Origin of the sequence: Brevundimonas diminuta, assembly GCF_050310045.1 — a bacterium.
In the GTDB taxonomy this organism is placed as follows: Bacteria; Pseudomonadota; Alphaproteobacteria; order Caulobacterales; family Caulobacteraceae; genus Brevundimonas; species Brevundimonas diminuta_F.
This window is the reverse complement of sequence record NZ_CP190005.1, coordinates 2,915,001-2,939,824: the sequence shown is the minus strand read 5'-3', so window position 1 is coordinate 2,939,824 and position 24,824 is coordinate 2,915,001. Positions and strand designations below refer to the sequence as shown.

The window sequence follows — 24,824 nt, the reverse complement described above, 5'->3', positions numbered from 1 at the left end:
GCTGCGATGTATCCCCCGCAGCGGGCTTTTTCATGCCCGCTGCCTAACAAAAGTCGAAGGCTATTCGAGAGCGTCGGGAGCTGATGAAAAGGGCCGCATGAAAAAGGGCCGGAGCGTCGCCGCTCCGGCCCTCTTCGTTCCGCAGGCGTCGCGCCTTACCAGATGCGAACGCGGTCTTCCGGCGCCAGATAGTATTTGGTCCCCGGCCTGATGCCGAAGGCCTCGTACCAGGCGTCGACGTTGCGCACCGGGCCGATGACGCGGAACTCGGCCGGGCTGTGCGGGTCGGTGGCGATCTGGTTCTTCAGGGCGTCCTCACGGTATTTGGACTGCCACACCTGGGCCCAGCCGTAGAAGAAGCGCTGGTCGCCGGTCGTGCCGTCGATCACCGGCGCAGGCTGGCCCTTCAGCGACAGGTGATAGGCCTCAAGACCCACCGCCGTGCCGGCCGCGTCGCCGATGTTCTCGCCCATGGTCAGGCCGCCCTGAACGTGGAAGCCGGGCAGGGGCTCGAAGGCGTCATACTGGGCGCCCAGGCGCGTGGTCAGGCTCTCGAAATTGGCCTTGTCCTCGTCGGTCCACCAGTTGCGCAGCACGCCGTCGCCGTCGGACTTGGAGCCCTGATCGTCGAAGCCGTGGCCGATTTCGTGGCCGATCACGCCGCCGATGCCGCCGTAGTTGACGGCCGGGTCAGCGTCCGGGTCGAAGAAGGGCGGTTGCAGGATGGCGGCCGGGAAGACGATCTCGTTATTGGCTGAGTTGTAATAAGCGTTCACCGTCTGGGGCGTCATGCCCCACTCGTCTTTGTCGACCGGCTGGTTCAGGCGCGACAGGCGATAGTCCCACTGGAACTGGCCGATGCGCTGGCTGTTGCCGAACAGATCGTCGGCGCGGATCTCCAGCCCCGAATAGTCGCGCCATTTGTCGGGATAGCCGATCTTGACGGTGAACTTCCGCAGCTTCTCCTGAGCCGCCGTCTTCGTCTCGGCGCCCATCCACGTCAGGTTGTCGATGCGGTGCGACAGTGCGGTGCGCAGGTTGGCGACCAGTTCTTCCATCTTGGCCTTGGATTCGGCCGGGAAGTATTCGGCGACATAGAGACGACCCGCCGCTTCGCCCAGGGCGCCCTCGGCGAAGCTGATGGCGCGCTTTTCACGGCTGCGCTGCTCAGGCTGGCCGCCCAGATCCCGCGAATAGAAGGCCCACTGGGCGTCCGAGAAGCGCTGCGACAGATAAGGCGCCGCATCGTCCGTGGTGTGGAAGGCCTGCCACGCCTGCAGCGTCGCCACCGGGGTTTGTGCGAACAGGGCGGCCATTTTCGGCATGGCGGTGTTCTGGCGCACGATCACCCGGTCGACGGAACCCAGTCCGGCGGCGTTGAAATAGCCGGCCCAGTCGAAGCCGGGCGCCTCTGCGGTCAGGGCCTGGACCGTATAGGGGTTGTAGGTCTTGTCGCGGTTGCGGTTCTCGATCGGGGTCCAGTGGGCCTGGGCGATGCTGTCTTCAAGCGCGATGATGGCGGCGGCGGAAGCGGCCGGATCGGCCCACCCGATGTTGGTCAGGGTGCGCTCTATATAGGCCTGATACTTCTCTTTCTTGTCCGCGAAACGGGCGTCCAGATAGTAGTCGCGGTTGGGCATCCCCAGACCCGCCTGGCCGGTCGAGACGGCGTAACGGGTCGGGCTCTTCTGGTCGATGGTGATGCCGGTGCCGAAGAAGGAGCCGCCGACGCGGCCCTGGGTCTGGCCCATGTAGGCGGCGATCTTCTCATGGCTGTCGGCGGCGCGGATGGCGGCCAGGTAAGGGGCAAGAGGCTGGGCGTCCAACTGGTCGATGCGGGCCTGATCCATGAAGGCGCGGTAGGCGTCAGCGATCTTTTGTTCGTCCGAGCCGGCGGTCAGGTCGCGGCGCGCGGCCAGATCCGTCACCAGTTTCTTCATACGGTTGTCTGACAGTTCACGCAGCAGGGCGAATGAGCCGTAGGAGGTGCGGTCCGACGGAATGGTCAGCTGGTCGATGGCTGCGCCGTTGGCGTAGCGGAAGAAGCTGTCGCCCGGATCGATGGAGGTGTCGCGACCGGCCAGGTCAAAGCCCCAGCTGCCGTAACGAGGCGCTTCCACGCCCTGCCAGCCCGAGGCGCCGCCCTGGGCGGCCGGGGTCTGGAACAGCTCGAAGACGGTGCACGCTTCGTCGATGCAGGCGTGGTCGTGCGCCATGGCGGCGGCCGGGGCCAGAAGGGCGGCTGCGGCGACTCCCGCGAAAAGTTTCCTCATGCGTCGTTTCCTCATGTCTCTGCGGCCGATCGCCATTCTGACGCGGCCAGCGCATACGCCGGGCCGCTAGCGGCCTTGGCTGGTGTCACGGTGTTAAGAAATTTCAACCGTCAGTGCGAGCATGGATTGGATTTCGCCCGGCGGAGACATCATTTCGCCGGTCAGGACGTGGCCGAGCGAGCGGCCAATAAAAGGCAGATACTGTCAAGCTTCATGTCGGAACATGTCTTGAGCGCCACGGTATCCGCAGGAATTCCTAGTCGTTTCGAGCGCCGGAACGCTTTATGGTAGAGTTTTATGCCGTTCATGACCCATTTTGGTCACTGTTCGGTGATGAAAGTTCGTTCTTCCTCCTAGATGCGCAGCAGTCGTCAATCGTCAGTCTCCGTCATGCCGACGTTTGGCGGAATGAGCGAACGCCGCGTAAAAACGAAAGTCAGAGTCGTCGCCGATGCCTGAAACTTCTTCGACCGTCCCTGCCGCCGCCGAAGCCCAGCCTCGGCTGAACCGTCGTCAGGCCGCCAAAGTCCGGACGCGTCAGAAAGTTCTGGACGCCGCCCGCACCCTTTTCGCCGAGCGCGGCTATGACGCCGCCACCATCCGCGACATCGCCAAGGGCGCAGGCATGTCGACCGGCGCCGTCTTCGCCAACTTCCAGGACAAGGCCGAACTGTTCGAGGCCGTCTTCTCGGAAGAGATGGAAGGCATGCTGGCCGATATCCGAACCGCCATCGCCGCCGCCGACGGTCGCGTGATGGAGCGTCTGTCCAGCGGTCTGACTGCGGGTTATCATCGCTCGCTGGAGCATCTGCCGCTGATGCAGGCCATGGTCGCCCGGTCGTGGTTCCAGCCGCAAGACGCCGATGAGCGTTCGCGCGCCTTCGTCCGCCCGCTGGTCGAGGCCGTGGCCCAGGTGCTGCAGGCCGGCATCAGCGAAGGCGAAGTCCGTCAGGACGTCGACGTCGAGCTTCTGGCCCGCCTGATCTGGGACGTCTATGTCATGAACTTCCGCTTCGCAGCCTATGACGACTGGGGCATCGAAGAACTGACAGCCCACATCCGCAAGCAGCTGGAACTGATCATGTCCAGCCAGCTGGCGCGTCAGTAAGACCAAGGGAAGACCGATATCAGGGGCCGTGCGTCGTCAGGACGCGCGGCCCCTTTTTCATGGCCGATCCACTGTTTTGCAGATCAGAGGGAACGTCGGTCTTTCTGGCGTGTTGCATTCCGAAGCCAAGCTGAACGTGGGAGGGCGCCGATGTCGTCCATTGAACGCGGACGTGGATTTGGAAGCGTCCTTGTCAGGCTGTTGGGGATCATCATCGCCCTGATCGGGCTGACGCTGACCATAGGCGGGGCCCAGCTGATGATGCTGGGCGGGTCGGCCTATTATCTGATCGTCGGCTTGTTGATGATCGTGTCAGGGGGATTGTTGGCCCTGCTCAGGCCCTTCGGCGCCTGGCTCTATGTCGCCATCTTCATCGGCACTGTCATCTGGGCGCTATGGGAGGTCGGGCTGAACGGCTGGGCCCTGGTTCCGCGCGTGGTGGCGCCGTTGGTGCTGTTGATCGCCGTGGTGCTCAGCCTGCCTGTGCTGAAGCGTGACGGAGACGGCAGGCGGCTGGTTCTGAGCGGTCTTGCGGCCATCGTCGTCTTTGGTTTGATTTCCGGCGTGGTGGTGGCGCAGGCTAACAAGGCGCGAGTGTTCAGTCCCGTCCCGAAAGCGTCGAACGGCGGCGTAAGCGACCCGGCGCTGCTGAAGGTCGGCGCAGACTGGCCAGCCTGGGGCGGATCAGACAGCGCCCAGCGCTATTCGCCGCTGAACCAGATCAACAGGGACAATGTGAAAGGCCTTCAACGGGCCTGGATCTTCCGCACCGGCGACCTGCCGGACGAACGCTGGGGCGCCGAGACGACGCCGCTGAAGATCGGCGACACCCTCTATCTGTGCTCGGCCCGCAACCGGCTGTTTGCGGTCGATGCGGCGACGGGCAAGCAGAAGTGGACCTATGATCCCAAGGTCGCTGACGACCAGATTCCCTATACCGCCGCCTGCCGGGGCGTGACCTATTACGCGACGCCGAACGTTGATGCGGCCCAGCCCTGCGCCACCCGCATCATCGAAGGGACGCTGGACGGGCGTCTGGTGGCGGTGGACGCGCGCACGGGCGTTCCCTGCGCAGGCTTCGGAACCAACGGCTCGGTCAGCATCAAGCACGGCATGGGCGACCCCTATCCGGGCATGGTGTCGATCACCTCGGCGCCGGTCATCGTGCGCGGGGTGGTGGTCACGGGCCATCAGGTGCTGGACGGCCAGAAGCGCTGGAATGCGTCCGGCGTCATTCAGGGCTTCGACGCCGTGACGGGCGAATTGCGCTTCGCATGGGACATGATGCGGCCGGACATTACGACGACGCCGCCAGAGGGCGAGACCTATACGCCTGGCACGCCGAACATGTGGACGACGGCCACGGCGGATGAGGCGCTGGGTCTGGTCTTCCTGCCGATGGGCAATTCCTCGGCAGACTATTATTCCGGCCTGCGTCGTCCGGCGGAGAATGAGTATTCGACCTCTCTGGTGGCGCTGGACGTCACCACGGGCAAGCCGCGCTGGCATTTCCAGACGGTGCGCAAGGATGTCTGGGATTACGACCTCGGCTCGCAGGCGACCCTGGTCGATATGCCGATCGACGGGGTCATGGTTCCGGCCGTGATCCTGCCGTCCAAGCAGGGCGACATCTATATTCTGGACCGTCGCACCGGCCAGCCTCTGCACAAGGTGGAGGAGCGCCGCGTGCCGCAGGGCGGCGTCGAGCCGTCGCAGCGCAGCCCGACCCAGCCCTTCTCTCTGTTCCACACGCTGAGGAAGGCCGACCTGACCGAACGCGATATGTGGGGCATGTCGCCGATCGACCAGATGGTGTGTCGCATCCAGTTCCGGCAGGCGGCCTATGAGGGCTACTTCACGCCGCCGACCGCGGACCGCTATTCGATCCAGTATCCGGGCTATAACGGGGGTTCGGACTGGGGCGGGGTGGCGGTCGATCCGGCGCGCGGCGTCATTGTCGCCAACTATAACGACATGCCCAACCACAACCGCCTGGTGCCCCGCGCCGAGGCTGACCGTCTGGGCTGGTTCCCGCGCGACGACCCTCGCTACATCGTCCGCGAGAAGGAGGCGGCCAACCGCGGCGGCAACCTGTCGAAGTCCAAGGCCGAGGGTGCGGGCGATCCGCAGATGGGCGTGCCCTACGCCATCGACGTCAATGCGGGCTGGCGGGTCAAGTTCACCGGCCTGCTGTGCAAGCAACCGCCCTATGGCGGGATGCGGACCATCGACCTGAAGAGCGGCCGCACCCTGTGGGACCGTCCGTTCGGCACGGCGCGCAAGAACGGCCCCTTCGGCATTCCGTCGATGCTGCCGCTGGAGATCGGCACGCCGAACAACGGCGGATCGGCGGTGACGGCGGGCGGGCTGATCTTCATCGCCGCCGCCACGGACGATTTGATCCGCGCCATCGACATCGAGACGGGCAAGACGGTGTGGTCGGACGTGCTTCCGGCGGGCGGTCAGGCCAATCCGATGATCTATGAGCAGAACGGCCGCCAGTATCTGGTCATCATGGCCGGCGGGCATCACTTCATGGAGACGCCGCGCGGTGACTATGTGATCGCCTATGCCCTGCCGGAGAAGAAATAGGCGCGACGCCTCTCCCTCCCCGGGACGGGGAGGGTGGTCGCGTAGCGACCGGGTGGGGAGGGCTTGGTGATAACGGCGCGGGCCTGATTTGTCAGCGCCTGAATAGCCTTGCCGCCCCCACCCGGCCTCGCCCTGACGGGCTCAGCCACCCTCCCCGGGACGGGGAGGGAGAGGGGTGCGTCTTGTTTTACGGCCGCGTCTGGCCCTCGCCGCGCACCACATATTTGTAGGTGGTCAGTTGCTCCGCTCCGACAGGGCCGCGCGCATGCAGCTTGGACGTAGAGATGCCGATCTCGCCGCCGAAGCCGAACTCTCCGCCGTCGGCGAACTGGGTCGAGGCGTTGATCAGGAGGATGGCGCTGTCGACGCCGTTGGCGAAGCGTTCGGCGGCCTTTTCGTCGGTGGTGATGATGGCCTCGGTGTGCCCCGAACCGTAGGCGCGGATGTGCTCGACCGCGCCATCGACGCCGTCCACCACGCGCACGGACAGGATGGGGGCCAGATATTCCGTGGTCCAGTCGGCCTCGACTACCTCGCACATTTCAGGAACAAGCGCGCGCGCCTCAGCGTCGCCGCGTAGTTCGCATCCGGCGGCGATCAGATCGGCGGCCACGGCGGGCAGCAGGCGCGCCGCCGCTGCGCGGTCGACCAGCAGGGTCTCGGTCGCGCCGCAGACGGAAACGCGGCGCATCTTGGCGTTCAGGGTCACACGACGGGCGACATCCAGATCGGCGGCCCCGTCCAGATAGGTGTGGCACAGTCCCTCAAGGTGACCCAGCACCGGCGCCTTGGCTTCGGCCTGAACGCGAGCGACCAGGCTCTTGCCGCCGCGCGGGATGATCAGGTCGACGGCGCCGTTGAGGCCCGACAGGATGGCGCCGACGGCCTCGCGATCCGGCACGGGGACCAGCTGGACGGCGTCGGCGGGCAGGCCCGCTTCGGCCAGGGCGCTCGTGACGACAGCGGCGATGGCGCGCGAGGAATCCAGACAGTCCGAGCCGCAGCGCAGGATCGCTGCATTGCCGGACCGGATGCACAGGGCGGCGGCGTCGGCGGTGACGTTCGGGCGGCTCTCATAGATGACGGCCAGCACGCCGATGGGGGTGCGGACGCGGGCGATGTTCAGGCCGTTGGCGGGGGTCCAGCGCGCCATTTCACCGCCGACAGGATCGGGCTGGGCGGCGATGGTTTCGACCGCAACGGCCATGTCCTCGACGCGGGCGGGCGTCAGGGCCAATCGGTCGATCAGAGCCTGGGACAGGCCGCCGTCGCGGGCGCGGCTTACGTCGCGGGCGTTGGCGGACAGGATGTCGGCCTCAGCCGCGCGCAAGCCCCTGGCGAGCCTGTGAAGCGCCTCGGTCCGGGCGTCCGGCGTCGTGGCGCGCAGGGCGTCAGCCGCAGCGCGGGCGCGGCGGCCCATGTCGATCATCATGTCCAGCATGGCGGCGTCGAGGTCGCTCATCGGTCCTCCAGAACCAGATCGTCGCGGTGGATGACGACCGAGGCGCTGCGATAGCCCAGCAGGCTTTCGATCGCGTCGGAATGGCGGCCGCGGATCAGGGCGATCTCATCGGCGGCGTAGGACGCCAGACCGACGCCGATGCGCGCGCCGTCGGGGCCGGTCAGGCGCACGCTGTCGCCCTTGCCGAAATCGCCGCTGACGGACACGACGCCGGAGGGCAGCAGGCTCTTTCCGGCGCGGAGGGCGGCGACGGCCCCGGCATCCAGCGTCAGGGCGCCGCCGGGCGCCACGCTGCCTGCGATCCACTGCTTCCATGCGGCCAGAGGGGTGGCGGGCGCCAGGATCAGACTGGCGCGGGCGCCGTCCCGCACTGCCTTCAATGGATGGTCGGTCAGGCCCGAGGCGATGAGGGTGGCGCAGCCAGCCGAAGCGGCGATCTGGGCTGCGGCCAGCTTGGTCGCCATGCCGCCTGTGCCGACGCCCGCCTCGCTGTTGGCGCCCGTGGCCATGGCCAGAATCTCAGGCGTCAGCCGTTCGATCAACGGCAGGTGGCGGGCGCCCGGATCGCGGCGCGGATCGGCGGTGTAGAGGCCGTCCACATCGGACAGCAGGATCAGCAGGTCGGCCCGCCCGAGTTGTGCGGCGCGCGCCGCCAGCCGGTCGTTGTCGCCGTAGCGGATCTCTTCGGTGGCGACAGTGTCGTTTTCATTGACCACGGGGATGACGCCGTGGGCAAGCAGGGCCTCCAGTGTGGCGCGGCCGTTCAGCCAGCGGCGACGGCGTTCGGTGTCGTCGCGGGTCAATAGCACCTGGCCTGCGATCAGGCCGTGGGGCGCCAGAGCCTCTTCCCAGGCGTGCATCAGCAGGGACTGGCCCACGGCGGCGGCGGCCTGTTTATCCTGAAGGCGTCCTGTCGGCAGGTTCAGCCGTCCGCGCCCCAGAGCCACCGCGCCGGAAGAGACGACGATGACCTCGCGACCCTGTCGACGCAGATCGGCGATGTCGGCGGCGAGGCTGGCCAGCCAGTCGGCGGCGACAGCCCGACGCGCGGCGTCGAACAGCAGCGATGAGCCGATCTTGACCACGACCCGGCGCGCCTGCGTCAGGGCGGCGGCGGGGGAGGCGGTCTCAGGGGGCTGAGAAAGGGCGGAGGAGGCGGTCACACAGCCTCCCTATCGCAAGATCATCGCTTCGGCCAAGGTGTCGGCGATGATTATTCATTCTGATGAACTTTGACTGGTGGTCTTTTGAACAGTATTCGCCCTGGCTGGGCGTCACCAGAAGAAGCGCCAAAGAAAACGCCCGGCGGGCGAACCAGCCGGGCGTCTCGATTTCAGCCTGGAACCGAAGATCAGGCTTCAGGATCGGGGGCCTGATCCCAACCGCCCGCCAGCGCCTTGAACAGGCTGATCTGGTAGGTGGTGACCTGAGCCTCAGAAGCGGCCAGGGCCGCGTCGGCGCCCGCGAGGGTCCGTTCGGCGTCCAGCACGGTCAGGAAGCTGTCGGCGCCCGCATCGAAGCGCAGGCGCGACAGGCGTGCCGCCGTGGCCGCCTGATCGCGTGCTGTGCGCAGGGCCGTGCGGCGGTCCAGTTCATTGCCATAGGCGCTGAGGGCCGTCTCGGTCTCCTGAAGCGCGGTCAGAACGGTCTGGTCGAAGGTCGCCAGAGCCGCGTCCGACTGGGCGCCTGCCTGCTTGATCCGCGCCCGGGCCGCCCAGACGTTGGGGAAGGACCAGGAGATCAGCGGGCCGACGCTGAAGCGCATGTTGGCGCTTTCGCCGAGGTTCGACGAATCCAGCGCCGTCGTGCCGACCGACCCGCCCAGGCGGATGCTGGGATACAGGCTGGCCGTGGCGACGTTGACGCGGGCGGCGGCCGCCGACAGACGCGCCTCGGCCTGACGCACGTCAGGGCGACGGGCCAGGAGAGCTGCGCCGTCGCCGATCGGGATCGGCTGCGACAGCTGCGGCGGGGCCTGACAGGCGCGGGCGGCCTCGCTGGCCTCGGCCGGGGTGCGGCCGGTCAGCGTCGCCAGACGGAACAGGGCGCCGTCGCGCGCCGCCCGCAGGGGCGGCAGGCTGGCGCGGGTCTGCTCCAGGGCGGCGCGGGCGCGGGCCACGTCCAGACCATTGCCGGCGCCCCCGTCCAGCAGGCGCTGGGTCAGGTCGACGGTCTGGGTCTGCAGGCTGATGGTCCGTTCGGCCACGCCGATCTGGGCGTTGGCCGAGCAGGTGTCGGCATAGGCCCGTGCCGTTTCAGCCGCGACGCTCACCCGCACGACTTCAAGAGCGGCAGCGGCGGCGGCCACGTCGCCTCGCGCGGCGCGGATGGAGGATTCCACCCGACCGAACAGGTCGATCTCATAGGCCACGTCGAGGCCGACGTCATAGGTGTCGACCTCCGGCAGCTTGGCGCCGTTGGCCGTGGGCACGGTGTCGGTCGAGGCGCGGCTGCGGTTATAGGCGGCCGAGGTCGTGGTGGTCGGGAACCGGCCCGAGCGGGCTTCGGACAGCGAGGCCCGGACGGCGCGCAGATTGGCTGCGGCCGCCTCAAGCTCGTTGTTCTCGGTCAGGGCCTGCTGGATCAGGCCGTCCAGCGTCGGGTCCTGATACAGCCGCCACCAGTCGTCGCGGGCCGCCGCGGTCGAAACCGAGGCGGACTGCGAGCCGATGAAGGCGCCCTGGCCTTCGGCCGGGAGGGTGGGGAGCGGCGCCTTGGGGCCCACCGCGCAGGCGGCGAGCAGGGCGGCCGACCCCGCGGCGGTCAGCAGAGTGCGGAGTTTGCCGTTCATTTTACGCATCTCCCTGGCGCGGAGCGGCGGGGACCGGTTCCGGGCCGTCGGGGTCAAAGGGGTCGTGCGGCGTGGAGCCGAAGCTGGTCGGAAGTTCGCGATCCTTGCCCGGCGCCTTGGGCAGCCTGGCGGCCACCCAGCGACAGAGGACATAGAAGACCGGGGTGAAGATCAGACCGAAGAAGGTCACCCCCAGCATCCCATAGACCACCGCGATGCCCAGGGCGTTCTGCATCTCCGAGCCGGGGCCCGAGGCGATGGCCAGAGGCAGCACGCCGAAGATGAAGGCGAACGAGGTCATCAGGATCGGCCGCAGGCGCTGGCGGGCGGCCTGAACGGCGGCCTGCCAGCGGTCGAGACCGTCGTTGTCCTCGGCCTGTTTGGCGAACTCCACGATCAGGATGGCGTTCTTGGCCGCCAGCGCGATCAGGACCACCAGACCGACCTGGGTCAGGATGTTGTTGTCCAGACCATGCAGGTTCACACCCAGGATCGCCGCCAGAATACACATGGGCACGATCAGGATGACCGCCAGCGGCAGGGTGAAGGCCTCATAGTTGGCGGCCAGCACCAGGAAGACGAACACCACGGCCATCAGGAAGATGATGGTCGACCCGCCGGCCGCCGCCTTCTCCTGCAGGGCGATTTCGGTCCACTCGTAACCGAAGCCGTCGGGCAGGGTCTGGGCCGCAAGCTGCTCCATGGCGGCGATGGCGCTGCCGGTCGAGACGCCCGGCGCCGCTTCACCCTGCAGTTCCGAAGCCGGGAACAGGTTGTAGCGGACCACGCGCGACGGACCGGAATCGTCGGCCAGGGTCGTCACCGCGCCGACCGGCACCATGCCGCCCGAGGCCGAACGGACCTTCAGGTTGGCGATGTCGGCCAGCTTGTCGCGATAGGCGGGTTCGGCCTGGGCGGTCACGCGGAAGGTGCGGCCCAGGAAGTTGAAGTCGTTGACGTAGGTCGAGCCGAGGTAGGTGCCCAGGGTGCTGAACACGGCCGAGGGCTGGACCCCCATCAAAAGGGCCTTGTCGCGGTCGACGTTGGCGGCGATGCGCGGCGAGCCGGTGTTGTAGAGGCTGAACACCTGCTGCACTTGATCGGGCGCCTGTGCGGCGGCGCCCATCATGGCGAAGGTCGCGCCTTCCAGGGCCTTGAAGCCCGCGCCGGAGCGGTCCTGGATCATCATCTTGAAGCCCGAGCCGGTGCCCATGCCCTGAACGGGCGGGGGCGACAGCATGAAGATGGTGGCTTCCTCGATGACGCCGGTGGCGCCGCTGAGCGCGCCGGCCAGGGCGGCGGCCTTCAGTTCTGGCCGGGTGCGGTCTTCATAGTCGTCCAGCTTGATGAACATGGTCGCGGCGTTGGACGACAGCGAGAAGCTGGAGCCGTCCAGACCGGCGAAGGCGGTGACCTGAAGGACGCCGTCGGTCTTTTTGACGATGTCCACAGCCCTGTTCATCGCGGCCTTGGTGCGTTCCAGCGAGGCGCCGGGCGGCAGTTGGACCACGCCGATCAGGACGCCCTGGTCCTGGTCGGGAATGAAGCCGGTCGGGGTGTCGGCCATGCGCCAGCCCGTCAACGCCAGAAGACCGGCGTAGACGACAAGCATCAGGGTTGTCATGCGGATCAGGCGGCCCGTCATGCGACCATAGCGGTCCGAAACCCAGTCGAAGCCTTCGTTGAACCTGGCTCCGGCCCAGCCGACGTAATAGGCGACCGTGCCCAAGAGGCCCGGCTTTCGGTGATGGTCATGGTCCTTGTGCGGCTTGAGCAGCAGGGCCGACAGGGCCGGCGACAGCGTCAACGACACCAGCAGCGAGATCAGCGTCGCCGAGGCGATGGTGACGGCGAACTGGCGGAAGAAGATGCCGGGGATGCCGGGCACGAAGGCGGTCGGCACGAACACCGACGTCAGCACCAGGGAGATGGCGACCAGGGCGCCGGACACTTCCTGCATCGAGCGGTAGGCCGCTTCCTTGGGCGTCAGGCCTTCGCGGATGTAACGCTCGACGTTTTCGACCACGATGATGGCGTCGTCGACGACGATGCCGACGGCCAGAACCAGGGCGAACAGCGACAGGGAGTTGATCGAATAGCCCAGCGCCAGCTGCACCGCGAAGGTGCCGACCAGGGCGACCGGGATGGCCAGGATCGGGATGATGGCCGCGCGCCAGGTCTGCAGGAAGACCAGGATGACGATCATCACCAGGAAGACGGCTTCGATCAGCACGTGCTCCACGGCCGAAACCGAGGCGGCGACGTATTCCGTCGGGTTATAGGGGATGGCGTATTTCACGCCCGGCGGGAAGTCGGCCTTGATCTGGTCCAGCTCGGCGATGACGGCCGTGGCCGTCGACAGGGCGTTGGAGCCCGGCTGCTGGATGATGGCGACGCCGACGCCGCGCTGGCCGTCGAAATAGCCCTCGACGCCGTACATTTCCGAGCCCAGCTCGATACGGGCGATGTCGTTGACGCGGGTCACGCGCCCCTGAGCGTCGGTCTTGATGACGACCTGACCGAACTCTTCCGGGGCCGACAGGCGGCCTTCGACCTGAACCGGCAGCTCGAAGGCGGCGGCGCTGGTCGGGAAGGGGGGCTGGCCGATCGAACCGCCGGCGGCCTGAATGTTCTGGGCCTGCAGGGCGGCGACGATTTCCGGCGCCGTCAGATCGCGCGCGGCCGCCTTGGCCGGATCGATCCAGATGCGCATGGAGTAGTTGCCGCCGCCGAAGACCATGACGCCGCCCACGCCGTCGATCCGCAGCAGGCGGTCGCGGATCGTCGACTGGGCCATATTGCCCAGATAGTCGCTGTCGATGCCGGGGTCGTCCGACGTCAGCGAGGCCAGCATCAGGAAGCCCGAGGACTCCTTGTTGACGACCACGCCGACCTGACGGACCTGCGCCGGAAGACGCGGCTCAGCCAGGGCGACGCGGTTCTGGACCAGCACCTGGGCGGTGTCGAGATTGGTGCCCGGCTGGAAGGTCACGGTGACCTTCACCTGACCGTCCGAGGTGGACGACGAGGTCATATAGAGCATGTTCTCGACGCCGTTGATCTCCTGCTCCAGCGGCGCAGCGACCGTCTCGGACAGGGTCTCGGCCGAGGCTCCGGCGTAGGAGGCGGTCACGCCGATGGTCGGGGGCGCGATCTCCGGATACTGCGCCAGCGGCAGCAGCGGCATGGCGAAGGCGCCGACCAGTGTGATGAAGACCGAGATCACGATCGCGAAGATCGGTCGGTCGATAAAGAAGCGGGATATGTTCATGAATCAGGTTCCGGCCCGTGAGCCCCCTCCTCAGCCGGCGCTGGAGACGAAGGTGGCGGACGAAGCGACGGGCGCCGTGGTGACGGGCGCCTGGGACTTGGTTTCCTCGGCCTTGATGGTTCCGTTCTGGGCCGTGACCTTCTGGCCCGGACGGGCGCGCTGAAGGCCGTTGATGATCACGCGATCGTCCGGCGTCAGGCCCGTACGCACGACGCGCAGGCCGTTGGCCAGCGGGCCCAGTTGGACCGGCTTGGCGGTGACCGTGCCGTCCTTGGCGACGACATAGACCACCTTGCGCGGACCATCGGTGACGACAGCGGCGTCCGGCACCAGCATGGCGGCGTAACCGTCCGAGCCCGCCAGCTGGGCGTGGCCGAACATGCCCGGCTTCAGGAAGCCGTCGGCGTTCTGCACCACGGCGCGCAGGCGGATGGTCCCCGAAGAGGCGTCGATGGCGTTGTCGGTGAAGTCCAGCACGCCGGTGCGGTCATAGCTGGTCTCGTCCTGCAGGCGGATGCGGATCGGGGCTGCGCCCTGACGGGCGTCGCGCTGATACTTCAGCGCCAGGGCTTCGGAACCGTCGAAGACGAAATAGATCGGCGAGGCCGAAACGATGGTCGTCAGGATGTCGCCGGCGGAAGAACCGCCGCCGACCAGGTTGCCCGGATCCACGCGGCGGTCGGATACGCGGCCTGAGATCGGCGCGGTGACGCGGGTGAATTCCACGTCCAGCTGACGGGCGCGGATGGCGGCGTTGGCGGCGGCCACGGCGGCTTCGGCGGTCTGGACGGCGCCGCGCTTGGCGTCGACCTCAGCCTGGGACACGGCCTGCGAGGCCAGCAGGCCCTCGGCGCGGGCCAGTTCGGTGCGGGCCAGCGTCAGCTGCGCCTGGCCCTGGGCCAGCTGGGCGCGGGCCGAGGCCAGGGCGGCCTGGGCCGGACGCGGGTCCAGGGTGAACAGCAGCTGGCCCTGACGGACATGATCGCCGTCCTTGAAATGGACGGACTGGATATAACCGCCCACACGCGCCCGCACGTCGACGCTGCGCGGCGCTTCGAAACGGCCGGTGAACTCGTCCCAGTCTACGACCTGTTGCGACAGGGGCGCGGCCACCGTGACGGGCGGCGCGCCCTGTTCGGGCGCGTCCTGTCCCTTGGAACAGCCATAGAGAGCAGCCGCCATCAAAGCGGACGCGGCCGCGATCTTAACCGTGCGCATCGGCGCAATCTCCTCGGGAGTAACGTGATCAGGAGGGACTGTGCGCACTATGGGGAGGATGCGTCCAGTCAACACTGGCTGACTTAAAGACGACGCAGGCGGCGCTTGTCAACGTCTGATGACAAGGCCATATAGACCGTAAGGTTTATTGGAGTGCGACCAATTGGTCCTTTGCGACGTTCCCCGACCGCGTAACGCCAACGCCACCCGCCAGGCTATACTGGAGGCGGCGCGCGAGCGTTTCTGCGCGGAAAGCTATGATGACGTCGGCATGCGCGACGTGGCGCGCGACGTGGGGGTCGATGCGGCGCTGATCAGCCGTTACTTCGGCTCGAAAGAAGATCTGTTCGTGGCGGTCATGGACAGCTGCAAGAACGGCCGCGACCTGATGGACGGCGACCGGGCCGACTTCGGCGAACGTCTGGCCCGCGAGATCGTCTATGGCGACATCGCGCCGTGCGACGAACATGACGGCGCGGCCAAGATGCGGGGTCTGCTGATCCTGTTGCGCTCAATCGGTTCGGCCAAGGCGATGGATGTGGTTCAGCGCACGTCGAACGCGCGCTTTTTCGAACCGCTGACCCAGTGGATCGGCGGCCCGGATGCGCCGGTGCGCGCCCGTCTGACGGCGGGCCTGATCATGGGCATGGCGATCGGGCGTGAATTGTCCGACGGTTTCGCCAGTCTTGACGAGAAACAGAAGGCTTCCCTGACCCGTCGCATGGCCAATGCTCTGCAGGGCCTGATCGACGGCTGAATTGAAGAGAGGCGGACCGAACGGCCCGCCTCCTGTCTTCTTTACAGTTAGGGGCTTCAGGCCCAGTGCATCGGCACATGACGCGCCGCCGCCCAGTGGATGGCGCGGATGGCGTCGACGATGGCGCGCGTGGCGGCGACCGTGCCCAACTCTCCGCCCAGATCGGCAGTGACTGCGCCGGATGCCAGCACGGCCGCAACCGCCGCCTCGATGGAGTCGGCCTCGTCCTCCAGCTGGAAGCTGTGGCGCAGCATCATCGCCGCCGACAGCACCATGCCGACGGGGTTGGCCAGATCCTGACCGGCGATGTCCGGCGCCGAGCCGTGGATCGGCTCGAACAGGCCCGGCCCGTCCGCGCCCAGCGAGGCTGAGGGCAGCAGGCCGATCGAACCGCCCAGCACCGAGATCTCATCCGACAGAATGTCGCCGAACATGTTCTCGGTCAGGATGACGTCGTATTCGCGCGGCTTGCGGATCAGGTGCATGGCCATGGAGTCGACCAGGGCGTGTTCCAGGGTGATCTGCGGATATTCCTCGGCATGGATGCGGGTCACGACCTCGCGCCACAGGCGGCTGGTCTCCATGACGTTGGCCTTGTCGACCGAAGTGACCTTGCCGCGGCGCTGTTCGGCGGCCTGGAAGGCGGCGCGGGCGACGCGCTCGATCTCTTCGACCGTATAGACGCACAGGTCGGAGGCCTGGGTCTCGGTGCGGGTGCGCTCGCCGAAATAGACGCCGCTGGTCAACTCGCGGAAGACGATCAGGTCGACGCCCTCGACGATCTCCTTCTTCAGCGGCGAACGGTGTGCCAGCACGGGCGAGACCTGCAGCGGGCGCAGGTTGGCGTACAGACCCATGGCCTTGCGGATGGCCAGCAGACCCTGTTCGGGACGGACCGGCGCGCCGTCCCACTTGGGCCCGCCGACCGCGCCCAGCAGCACGGCGTCGGAGGCCAGACAGGCGGCTTTGGTCTCTTTGGGCAGGGACTCGCCCGTGGCGTCGATGGCGGCGCCGCCGATCAGATGTTCGGTGAAGTTGAAGCGGTGGCCGTAGATGTCGCCGATGCAGGTCAGCACCCGCTGGGCGGCCAGGGTCACTTCGGGACCGACCCCGTCGCCGGGCAGGACGACGATGTCGAAGGTGCGGGCGGCGGGCGTTTCATGGGCGGTCATCAGGCGGTCTCCGGCTGATAGGCGTCGTTGCGATGGTGTTCGAAGGCGGTCACGTCAGGCAGTTTCGACTGAAGCCAGCCGAGGGCGTCGACACCGTCCAGCAGACACTGGCGGGCGAAGGACTCGACCTTGAACGGCACGGCCGGGGCGTTGCCGCGCCGGATCTCATTGGCGTCCAGATCGATGGTGACGGGCTGTTCCGGATGGGCGGCCAGATCGTCCCAGACGGCCTGATCGACGACGATGGGCAGAAAGCCGTTCTTCAGAGCGTTGGAGGTGAAGATGTCGGCGATCTCGGTCGAGATCACCGCCCGGAAGCCGTAGTCCAGCAAGGCCCACGGCGCATGCTCGCGCGACGAGCCGCAGGCGAAGTTCGGCCCAGCCAGCAGGATGCGCTGCTCGGTCGGGTCGATGCGGTTCAGCACCGCCTCCGGCTTGGGCGAGCCGTCGGCCTCATAGCGCCAGTCGTAGAAGGCGTGGGCGCCCAGACCCTCGCGCGTGGTGGTGGTCAGGAAGCGCGCGGGGATGATCTGGTCGGTGTCGATGTTGGCCTGACTCAGCGTCAGGGTCTTCGACGTCAGCGTTTTGAATGCTTCAGACATTTTGAGTCTCCCCTACCGTCTCGCGCGCCGCGCTCGACTGCTTGAGGGGAGCGGCCCCTGACAGATAGACGCGCGGGTCGGTCAGCACACCGGCTACGGCGCTGGCGGCGGCGGTGGCGGGGCTGGCCAGGATGGTGCGGGCGCCCTTGCCCTGCCGGCCCTCGAAATTGCGGTTGGAGGTCGAGACGGCCAGTTGCCCGGGCGCGACGAAGTCCCCGTTCATGGCGATGCACATGGAGCAGCCGGGGATGCGCCATTCGGCGCCCGCCTCGGTGAAGACCCGGTCCAGACCTTCGGCCTCGGCGTCGCGGCGCACGGCCTCCGATCCGGGCACGACCAGCATCCGCACGCCCGGCTGGATCTTGCGGCCGCGCAGGACGTCGGCGGCGGCGCGCAGGTCGGGCAGGCGGCCGTTGGTGCAACTGCCGATGAAGACGACGTCGACCTTGTGGCCGGTGGTCGCCTCGCCCGCCGTGAAGCCCATGTAGTCGATGGCCTTCTGGTCCGAGGCCGAGCGCGGCTGCGGCACGGGCGCGCCGACGGGGGCGCCGGCGTCCGGCGTGGTGCCCCAGGTGGCCATCGGGCGGATGGCGGCGCCGTCCAGCACGACCTCCTTGTCGAAGACCGCGCCGGGGTCGGTGGCCAGGCTCAGCCAGTCGGCGGCGGCGGCCTCATAGTCGGCGGGGACATGTCTGCGGCCGCGCAGCCAGTCGACGGTGGTCTGGTCCGGCGCGATCATGCCTGCGCGGGCGCCCGCCTCGATGGACATGTTGCACAGGGTCATGCGCCCTTCCATGTCCAGCGACCGCACGGCCGCGCCCGCATATTCGATGACGTAGCCGGTGCCGCCGCCGAAGCCGATGGCGGCGATGACCGCTAGAGCCATGTCCTTGCCGGACACGCCGGGACGTAAACGCCCGTCGACCGTCACCCGCATGGATTTGGCCCGGCGCTGCAGCAGGCACTGGGTCGCCAGCACATGACCGACTTCCGAGGTGCCGATGCCGAAGGCCAGCGCGCCGAAGGCGCCGTGGGTGGCCGTGTGGCTGTCGCCGCAGACGACGGTCATGCCCGGTTGGGTCAGGCCCAGCTCCGGCCCCATGACGTGAACCACGCCGCGCTGATCCGAACCCCAACCCGCCAGCTCGACGCCATGACGGGCGCAGTTGGCTTCAAGCGTCTCGACCTGACGACGCGCCTGTTCGGTGACATAGGGGCGCTGGCCATCCGGTCCGGCGGGCAGGGTGGGGGTCGAGTGGTCCAGGGTGGCGAAGGTGCGGTCGGGGCGGCGGACCTTCAGCCCGCGCGCCTCGATCTCAGAGAAGGCCTGTGGCGAGGTGACTTCGTGGACCAGATGCAGGTCCACATACATGACGCCCGGCGTCTCGGCGGTTTCCGGCACGACGACGTGCCGGTCCCAGACCTTCTGATACAGGGTTTTAGGCTGGCTCATGCGCGCGCTCCTTCGCCGGGGCGGCGTTTTCGGCCTCGCCGATGGGCTCCAGCCAGCCGAAGCGGTCGGGCGTCGTGCCGTCGAACAGGCCGCGGAAGGCCTTGTTGACCGCCTTGGTCACCGGGCCGGGGCCGCCCGCGCGGGTCATGATGCCGTCGATGGAGCGGACGGGCGTGATCTCGGCCGCCGTGCCGGTCATGAAGACCTCGTCGGCGACATAGAGGGCTTCGCGCGGCAGCACCTGTTCGCGCGCCTCATAGCCCAGGCCGCGCGCCAGCTTCATCACGCTGTCGCGGGTGATGCCCTGCAGGATGGAGGCGGCGGCGGGCGGGGTCATGAGCACCCCGTCCTTGACGATGAACAGGTTCTCGCCTGCGCCCTCGGACAGCAGGCCGTCGGCGCCCAGGGCGATGCCCTCGCCGAAGCCGCGCACGCGGGCTTCGCGCCCGATCAGATAGGAGGACAGATAATTGCCGCCCGCCTTGGCGCCCGCCGGGACGGTGTTCGGCGCCACGCGGTTCCAGCTGGAGATGCAGGCGTCGACGCCCTTCTCCAGCGCCTCTTCGCCCAGATAGGCGCCCCAGGCGAAGGCTGAGATCATCACATCGCTGCGGATCGTCTCGGCCGAAGGGCTGACGCCCATGCCGCACTCGCCCAGAAAGGCCAGCGGCCGCAGATAGGCCGAACGCAGACCCTCGGCCCGCACCACGTCCTTGCAGGCCTGAACCAGCTCGTCCTCATTATAAGGCATGGGGAAGTGGTAAATGCGCGCGCTGTCGAACAGGCGGCGGATGTGGTCGGTCAGGCGGAAGCCGCACGGGCCGTTCGGCGTGTCATAGACGCGGATGCCCTCGAACACCGAGGTGCCGTAGTGCAGGGCGTGGCTCATGACGTGAACCGTGGCCTTTTCCCACGCGATCAGCTCGCCATTGATCCAGATGTTCTTAGCCAGCGGCGGCATAGGCGCGTTCCTGTCGGGTCTCGGTTGGGGCGGCGGCGTTGATGATGGCCGTCAGTTCGGTGTCGTTGATCTCGCCGATCTCGTCGGCGCGGCGCTTGAAGCCGGCGAAGACGGCGGCCAGGGTCTCGCCCTCCAGCGTGTGGCCCAGCACCTCGGCGCGCTTGGCCACGGCGTGGCGGCCCGAGTGCTTGCCCAGAACGAAGCTGGTGCCGTCGAAGCCCACGTCCTGCGGGCGGATGATTTCATAGGTGCGGCTGTCGGCCATCATGCCGTGCTGGTGGATGCCGGACTCGTGGGCGAAGGCGTTCATGCCGACGATGGCCTTGTTGCGGGCGATGACGCTCTCGGTCACTTCACACAGGGTGCGCGAAGCGCGGACCAGCTGGCGCGCATCGGTCCCCGTCGACACGCCGAAGCGGTCGGCGCGGGTGCGCAGGGCCATGATGGCCTCCTCGATCGAGGCGTTGCCGGCGCGCTCGCCGATGCCGTTGATGGTTCCTTCGATCTGACGGGCGCCGCCTTCGACCGCGGCCAGGGAGTTGGCGACGGCCAGGCCCAGGTCGTTGTGGCAGTGGGTCGAGAAGATCACGTCGGGATGACGCGGCCGAATCTGTTCGCTCAGCCAGGCGAAGCGTTTGGTCACTTCCTCGGGCATGGCGTAGCCGACGGTGTCCGGCACGTTCAGCGTCCGGGCGCCCGCATCGGCGGCGGCGATCAAAGCTTCGACCAGAAACTCCGGTTCTGTGCGGAAGGCGTCCTCGGCCGAGAACTCGACATCGGCGAACATGGAGGCGGCGTATTCCACGGTGCGCGAAATAGACTCCAGCACCTGATTGGTGCTCATCCGCAGCTTGGCCGAGCGGTGCAGGGGGCTGGTGGCCAGGAAGATGTGGCAGCGCCGGTGCGAGGCCGGCGCCGTCGACAGGGCGCGATGCGAGGCGTCGATGTCTTTCTCATTGGCGCGCGACAGGGAGCAGAAGACCGGTCCCTCGATCTCGCCCGCCACGCGGCGGATCGCATCCTCGTCGCCGGGCGAGGCGGCGGCGAAACCGGCCTCGATCACGTCGACGCCCAGATCGCGCAGCACGGCCGCCATCGCCAGCTTGGCGTCGGTCGACATGGAGAAGCCGGGGGCCTGTTCGCCGTCGCGCAGGGTGGTGTCGAAGATGATGACGCGGTTGGGATCGGACGCCGCGATCTCGGCGGTTCTGGATACGCGTTCTACTCGGGACATTACGCAGCCTCGGACTGGAAGGTTTGGGCCTGGATGCGCGCGACGCCGATCAGGCGGTCGATCTGGCGGCCCAGGGTGTCGATGGAGCGGGCGGCGTCGCGCCCGCGAACGGTCAGGGCGATGCGGCGCATCGCGCCTTCATCCGCCATGTTGATGCCGTCGATGTGGAAGCCGCGGCGCTCCACAAGGCCGATAAGACGCTGAAGCGAGCCGTCGGCCCGGTCGATGTGGATGTGAATGGTGTCGCTCATGATTATGCGCCTTCCATCATTTCAGCGTTGCTCTTGCCCGGCGGCACCAGCGGCCAGACGTTTTCCTTGGGGTCGATGACGACGTGGGCCAGACAGGCGCCCTTGGCAGCCAGCAGGCGGGCCAGACCGGCCTCGACCTGATCGCGTTGCGCGATACGGAAGGCCTCGATGCCGAAGGCCTCGGCCACCTTCACGAAGTCCGGATTGTCGGACAGGTCGATCTCGGAATAGTTCTCCGAGAAGAACAGCTCCTGCCACTGGCGCACCAGACCCAGCGATGAGTTGTCCAGCAGGACGATCTTCAGCGGCACGCCATAGCGGCGCAGGGTGGCCAGCTCCTGAACGTTCATCATGAAACCGCCGTCGCCGGCGATGGTGACGACGATCGCATCGGGGTCGGCCATCTGGGCGCCCAGACCGGCGGGCAGGCCGAAGCCCATCGCGCCCAGGCCGCCCGAGGTGATGTGGGCTTCGGGCCGGGCGAAGCGGCAGTGCTGGGCGGCCCACATCTGATGCTGACCGACGTCGCACGCGGCGACGAAGCGGTCGCCCGCCATTTCGGACAACTGCTTCAGCAGGGCGGGGGCGTAGACGCCTTCGCCCGGCGCGTCATAGCGGGCGGCGTGGCGCTCGGCCGCGGAGGCGCAGCGGATGACCCACGGGTCGATGGCCAGCGGGGCCGCCGCCAGGCGTTCGGTCAGGGCCTCGATGGCCGGGCGGATATCGCCGCCGACGGCGACGTGGGTCTCGCGCAGCTTGCCGATCTCGGAGGCGTCGACGTCGAAGTGGACGACGCGTGCGTGAGGGGCGAACTCGGCCAGCTTGCCGGTAGCGCGGTCGTCGAAGCGGGCGCCCATGACGATCAGCAGGTCGGACGCCTGAACCGCCTCATTGGCCGCGCGCGTGCCGTGCATTCCCAGCATCCCCAGGAAGCCGGGCGCGTCGGTCGGCACCGTGCCCAGGGCGTTCAGGGTGGCGACGGCGGGAATGCCGGTGGTCTCGGCGAAGACGCGCAGGGCCTCGGTCGCGCGGCCGATCTTCACCCCGCCGCCGATGTAGATCAGCGGGCGCTGGGCGGCGCGGATGAAGCGCTCGGCCTCGGCGATGGCGTCGGGGTCGGCCTCAGTCGTCTCATTGGGAATGTTGAAGCCGAAGGGGGCGACCGTTTCGGCGAACTGGACGTCCTTGGGCAGGTCGACCAGCACCGGCCCGGGGCGGCCCGAGGCGGCGATGTGGAAGGCCTGTTCGATGGCGGCCGGAATCTCGGCGGCGTCACGGACCAGGATGGAGTGTTTCACGATCGGCAGGGTGACGCCCAGGATGTCGATCTCCTGGAAGGCGTCGGTGCCCATGACTCCTTGGGGGACATTGCCGGTGATGCAGACCATCGGCGCCGAATCCATCATGGCGTTGGCGATGCCGGTGATCAGATTGGTGGCGCCGGGGCCGGAGGTCGCCATGCAGACCCCGACCCTGCCGCTCAGGCGCGCATAGGCGTCGGCGGCGAAGGCGGCGGCCTGTTCGTGGCGCACCAGGATGTGCTTCAGCGACGAGCCGGTCAGGGCGTCGTAGATCGGCATGATGGCGCCGCCGGGATAGCCGAACACGACCTCTACGCCCATTCGCTCCAGGCTGGAGACAAGCAGGCGCGCGCCGGTCATGACGGCCGGGGCGGGGGGTGTTTTCAGGGCGGGCGCGGCGGCGCTCATCGGATCAGTCTCTCTTTATATATATAGAGGTTCAGGCGGCGGCCTGTTTGGCCGTCTGCAGCCAGGCCATTCGGTCGCGCAGACGGGCGCCGACCTGTTCGATCTGGCTGGCGCGGTCCTCGGTCAGCAGGGCCTCGTATTTCGGCTTGCCCGCCTCGTTCTCGGCGATCCATTCGCGCGCGAACTGGCCGCTCTGGATCTCGTCCAGCACGGTCTTCATGCGGGCGCGGGTTTCGTCGGTGATGACGCGCGGACCGCTGGCGACAGCGCCCCACTTGGCCGTTTCCGAGATGAAGTGGTGCATCTTGGATATGCCGCCTTCGTAGAACAGGTCCACGATCAGCTTCAGCTCGTGCAGGCATTCGAAATAAGCGATCTCGGGCTGGTAGCCGGCCTCGACCAGGGTGTTGAAGCCCTGGATGACCAGCTCCTTGGCGCCGCCGCACAGGACGGCCTGTTCGCCGAACAGATCGGTTTCGGTTTCTTCGCGGAAGGAGGTCTCAAGCAGGCCGCCGGTGGCGCCGCCGATGCCCTTGGCGTAGCCCATGGCGCGGTCGCGCGCCTTGCCGGTCGCGTCCTTCTCGATGGCGAACAGGGAGGGGACGCCGCGACCGCGGGCGAACTCGCGGCGGACCAGATCGCCCGGTCCCTTGGGCGCCACCAGAATGACATCCATGTCGTCGCGCGGGGTGATGCGGTCGTAGATGATCGAGAAGCCGTGGGCGAACAGCAGGGCCGAGCCAGGCTTGGCGTTCGGCTCGATGACGTCGCGATAGATCTCGTTCTGGATCATGTCGGGCGTCAGGATGGCGATGATGTCAGCGTCCTTGACCGCTTCGGCGGGCTCGGCCGTGGCCAGACCGTCCTCGGTCGCGTGCTTCCAGCCCGTGCCGCCGTGACGGACGCCGACGATCACGTCGTGGCCCGAATCCTTCAGGTTCTGGGCGTGGGCGCGGCCTTGCGAGCCGTAGCCGATGACGGCGATGCGTTGCCCGGCGATGGCGCCCGGCTTGATGTCTTCATTGGTGTAGATGGTGATGGCCATGGGAGGAGATCCTTAGGAAGCAGCGGTTTCGGTGGAGCGGGCGGCCAGATCGGCGGGGATCTGGGCCGGCGGCGGATTGGGAATGGTCACGGCCCCTTGCGAGGCGGAGGCGACGGCGGCGCGGTACTTTGCGAAAACGCCTTGCGCCGGGCGGATACGGTTGGGGGCGAAGTCCGCCCGGCGCGCCTCCAGATCGACGAGCACATCGATCCTTCGGTTGGTGACGTCGATGACGATCGGATCGCCATCGCGAATGAGAGCAATCGGGCCGCCCGCCGCCGCCTCGGGCGAGACGTGGCCCGCGACGAAGCCGTAGCTGGCGCCCGAGAAGCGGCCGTCGGTCAGCAGGGCGACGTTCTCCACCTTGCGGCCCTTCAGGGCGGCGGTGACCTGCAGCATCTCGCGCATGCCTGGCCCGCCCTTGGGACCTTCGTAGCGGATGATGATGACGTCGCCTTCGCCGACCGAGCCGTCCTGAACCGCGTGGAAGGCGTCTTCCTCGCAGTCGAACACGGCGGCGGGGCCTTCAAAACGATCGACCTTGTGGCCGGTCAGCTTGATGACGGCGCCTTCAGGCGCGACATCGCCATAGATGACGGCGTAGGAGCCGCGCGCCATGACCGGGGCGTCCATGCTGGTGACGACCTGCTGGCCGGGTTGCTCCTCGGCGTCGCCCGCTTCGGCGAACAGGCTGCGGCCCGAGACGGTGGGGACGTTGGCGATCTTGCCCGCCTCGGCCAGACGCTGGGCGACCAGACGCGTGCCGCCGGCCGCATACAGGTGCGAGGCCAGGAAACGCCCGCCCGGCTTCAGGTCGCAGATGACCGGCGCCTCGACGCAGGCCTGGTGACAGTCCTCGATACCGAAATCGACGCCCGCCTCTGCCGCGATGGCGGTCAGGTGCATGACGGCGTTGGTCGATCCG

General features: G+C 67.7%; 18 protein-coding genes (1 of these 18 only partly in view). 3 read left to right on the top strand and 15 right to left on the bottom strand.

From position 1 onward, the window contains the following. Positions 1 to 155 precede the first annotated feature (155 nt). On the bottom strand, positions 156 to 2,273 hold the full coding sequence (locus ACORJG_RS14085) for a M13 family metallopeptidase (RefSeq protein WP_427789947.1): 2,118 nt from the start codon (positions 2,271 to 2,273) through the stop codon (positions 156 to 158). Positions 2,274 to 2,724: 451 nt separating this feature from the next. On the opposite strand from ACORJG_RS14085, the gene ACORJG_RS14080 reads away from it, so the two are divergent. Next, a complete protein-coding gene (locus ACORJG_RS14080) occupies positions 2,725 to 3,381 on the top strand; it encodes a TetR family transcriptional regulator (protein ID WP_427789946.1) in 657 nt (218 codons plus the stop codon). 150 nt (positions 3,382 to 3,531) lie between these two features. Then, positions 3,532 to 5,973: a membrane-bound PQQ-dependent dehydrogenase, glucose/quinate/shikimate family gene (locus ACORJG_RS14075; RefSeq protein ID WP_427789944.1), complete on the top strand. Its 2,442-nt coding sequence runs from the start codon at positions 3,532 to 3,534 to the stop codon at positions 5,971 to 5,973. A 187-nt stretch (positions 5,974 to 6,160) separates the two neighbouring features. Here the strand turns inward: ACORJG_RS14075 and ACORJG_RS14070 are convergent, their stop codons facing one another. The 5 genes from ACORJG_RS14070 to ACORJG_RS14050 form a co-directional block, all read right to left on the bottom strand. Further along, positions 6,161 to 7,435, bottom strand: coding sequence for a glutamate-5-semialdehyde dehydrogenase (locus ACORJG_RS14070; protein WP_427789942.1), 1,275 nt, complete (start codon positions 7,433 to 7,435; stop codon positions 6,161 to 6,163). Next, entirely contained in the window at positions 7,432 to 8,598 is a 1,167-nt protein-coding gene (proB, locus tag ACORJG_RS14065; RefSeq protein ID WP_427789940.1) for a glutamate 5-kinase, read from the bottom strand. Before proB ends, ACORJG_RS14070 begins: the two co-directional genes overlap by 4 nt. 188 nt (positions 8,599 to 8,786) lie before the next feature. Then, the gene (locus ACORJG_RS14060) at positions 8,787 to 10,226 is read right to left on the bottom strand and encodes an efflux transporter outer membrane subunit (protein WP_427789938.1); all 1,440 of its coding nucleotides are present in this window, start codon (positions 10,224 to 10,226) and stop codon (positions 8,787 to 8,789) included. Between the two features lies 1 nt (position 10,227). After that, positions 10,228 to 13,497, bottom strand: a complete 3,270-nt coding sequence (locus ACORJG_RS14055) for an efflux RND transporter permease subunit (protein WP_427789936.1) — start codon at positions 13,495 to 13,497, stop codon at positions 10,228 to 10,230. 30 nt (positions 13,498 to 13,527) lie between these two features. Then, positions 13,528 to 14,715 (bottom strand): efflux RND transporter periplasmic adaptor subunit, encoded by a 1,188-nt coding sequence (locus tag ACORJG_RS14050; RefSeq protein WP_427789934.1) that lies wholly within the window; start codon positions 14,713 to 14,715, stop codon positions 13,528 to 13,530. A 163-nt stretch (positions 14,716 to 14,878) separates the two neighbouring features. On the opposite strand from ACORJG_RS14050, the gene ACORJG_RS14045 reads away from it, so the two are divergent. Further along, positions 14,879 to 15,472, top strand: coding sequence for a TetR/AcrR family transcriptional regulator (locus tag ACORJG_RS14045; RefSeq protein WP_427789933.1), 594 nt, complete (start codon positions 14,879 to 14,881; stop codon positions 15,470 to 15,472). A 56-nt stretch (positions 15,473 to 15,528) separates the two neighbouring features. Here the strand turns inward: ACORJG_RS14045 and leuB are convergent, their stop codons facing one another. The 9 genes in view from leuB to ACORJG_RS14000 are tightly spaced (at most 31 nt apart) and all read right to left on the bottom strand, a layout consistent with a single transcriptional unit that may run on beyond the window. Continuing rightward, positions 15,529 to 16,644 (bottom strand): 3-isopropylmalate dehydrogenase, encoded by a 1,116-nt coding sequence (leuB, locus tag ACORJG_RS14040; RefSeq protein WP_427789931.1) that lies wholly within the window; start codon positions 16,642 to 16,644, stop codon positions 15,529 to 15,531. Further along, positions 16,644 to 17,246, bottom strand: coding sequence for a 3-isopropylmalate dehydratase small subunit (gene leuD, locus ACORJG_RS14035; protein ID WP_427789929.1), 603 nt, complete (start codon positions 17,244 to 17,246; stop codon positions 16,644 to 16,646). The genes leuB and leuD overlap by 1 nt, the downstream gene beginning before the upstream one ends. Next, positions 17,239 to 18,699 carry a 3-isopropylmalate dehydratase large subunit gene (gene leuC, locus ACORJG_RS14030; protein ID WP_427789927.1) on the bottom strand — a complete coding sequence of 487 codons (1,461 nt, stop codon included), beginning with the start codon at positions 18,697 to 18,699 and terminating at the stop codon, positions 17,239 to 17,241. The genes leuD and leuC overlap by 8 nt, the downstream gene beginning before the upstream one ends. Beyond that, positions 18,686 to 19,660, bottom strand: a complete 975-nt coding sequence (locus ACORJG_RS14025) for a branched-chain amino acid transaminase (protein ID WP_303698512.1) — start codon at positions 19,658 to 19,660, stop codon at positions 18,686 to 18,688. The genes leuC and ACORJG_RS14025 overlap by 14 nt, the downstream gene beginning before the upstream one ends. Further along, complete coding sequence (locus ACORJG_RS14020) at positions 19,644 to 20,894, bottom strand: 2-isopropylmalate synthase (RefSeq protein WP_427789926.1); 1,251 nt, start codon at positions 20,892 to 20,894, stop codon at positions 19,644 to 19,646. Before ACORJG_RS14020 ends, ACORJG_RS14025 begins: the two co-directional genes overlap by 17 nt. After that, positions 20,894 to 21,145, bottom strand: a complete 252-nt coding sequence (locus tag ACORJG_RS14015; RefSeq protein ID WP_253110946.1) for an ACT domain-containing protein — start codon at positions 21,143 to 21,145, stop codon at positions 20,894 to 20,896. Before ACORJG_RS14015 ends, ACORJG_RS14020 begins: the two co-directional genes overlap by 1 nt. 2 nt (positions 21,146 to 21,147) lie before the next feature. Next, positions 21,148 to 22,854 carry an acetolactate synthase 2 catalytic subunit gene (ilvG, locus tag ACORJG_RS14010; protein WP_427789924.1) on the bottom strand — a complete coding sequence of 569 codons (1,707 nt, stop codon included), beginning with the start codon at positions 22,852 to 22,854 and terminating at the stop codon, positions 21,148 to 21,150. Positions 22,855 to 22,885: 31 nt separating this feature from the next. Beyond that, entirely contained in the window at positions 22,886 to 23,899 is a 1,014-nt protein-coding gene (gene ilvC / locus ACORJG_RS14005) for a ketol-acid reductoisomerase (RefSeq protein ID WP_200168347.1), read from the bottom strand. A gap of 12 nt (positions 23,900 to 23,911) precedes the next feature. Beyond that, on the bottom strand, positions 23,912 to 24,824 hold the 3' portion of the coding sequence (locus ACORJG_RS14000) for a dihydroxy-acid dehydratase (protein ID WP_427789921.1). The gene runs 830 nt beyond the window's last position; only the last 913 of its 1,743 coding nucleotides appear in the window; its start codon lies beyond the right edge, outside the window; the stop codon is at positions 23,912 to 23,914.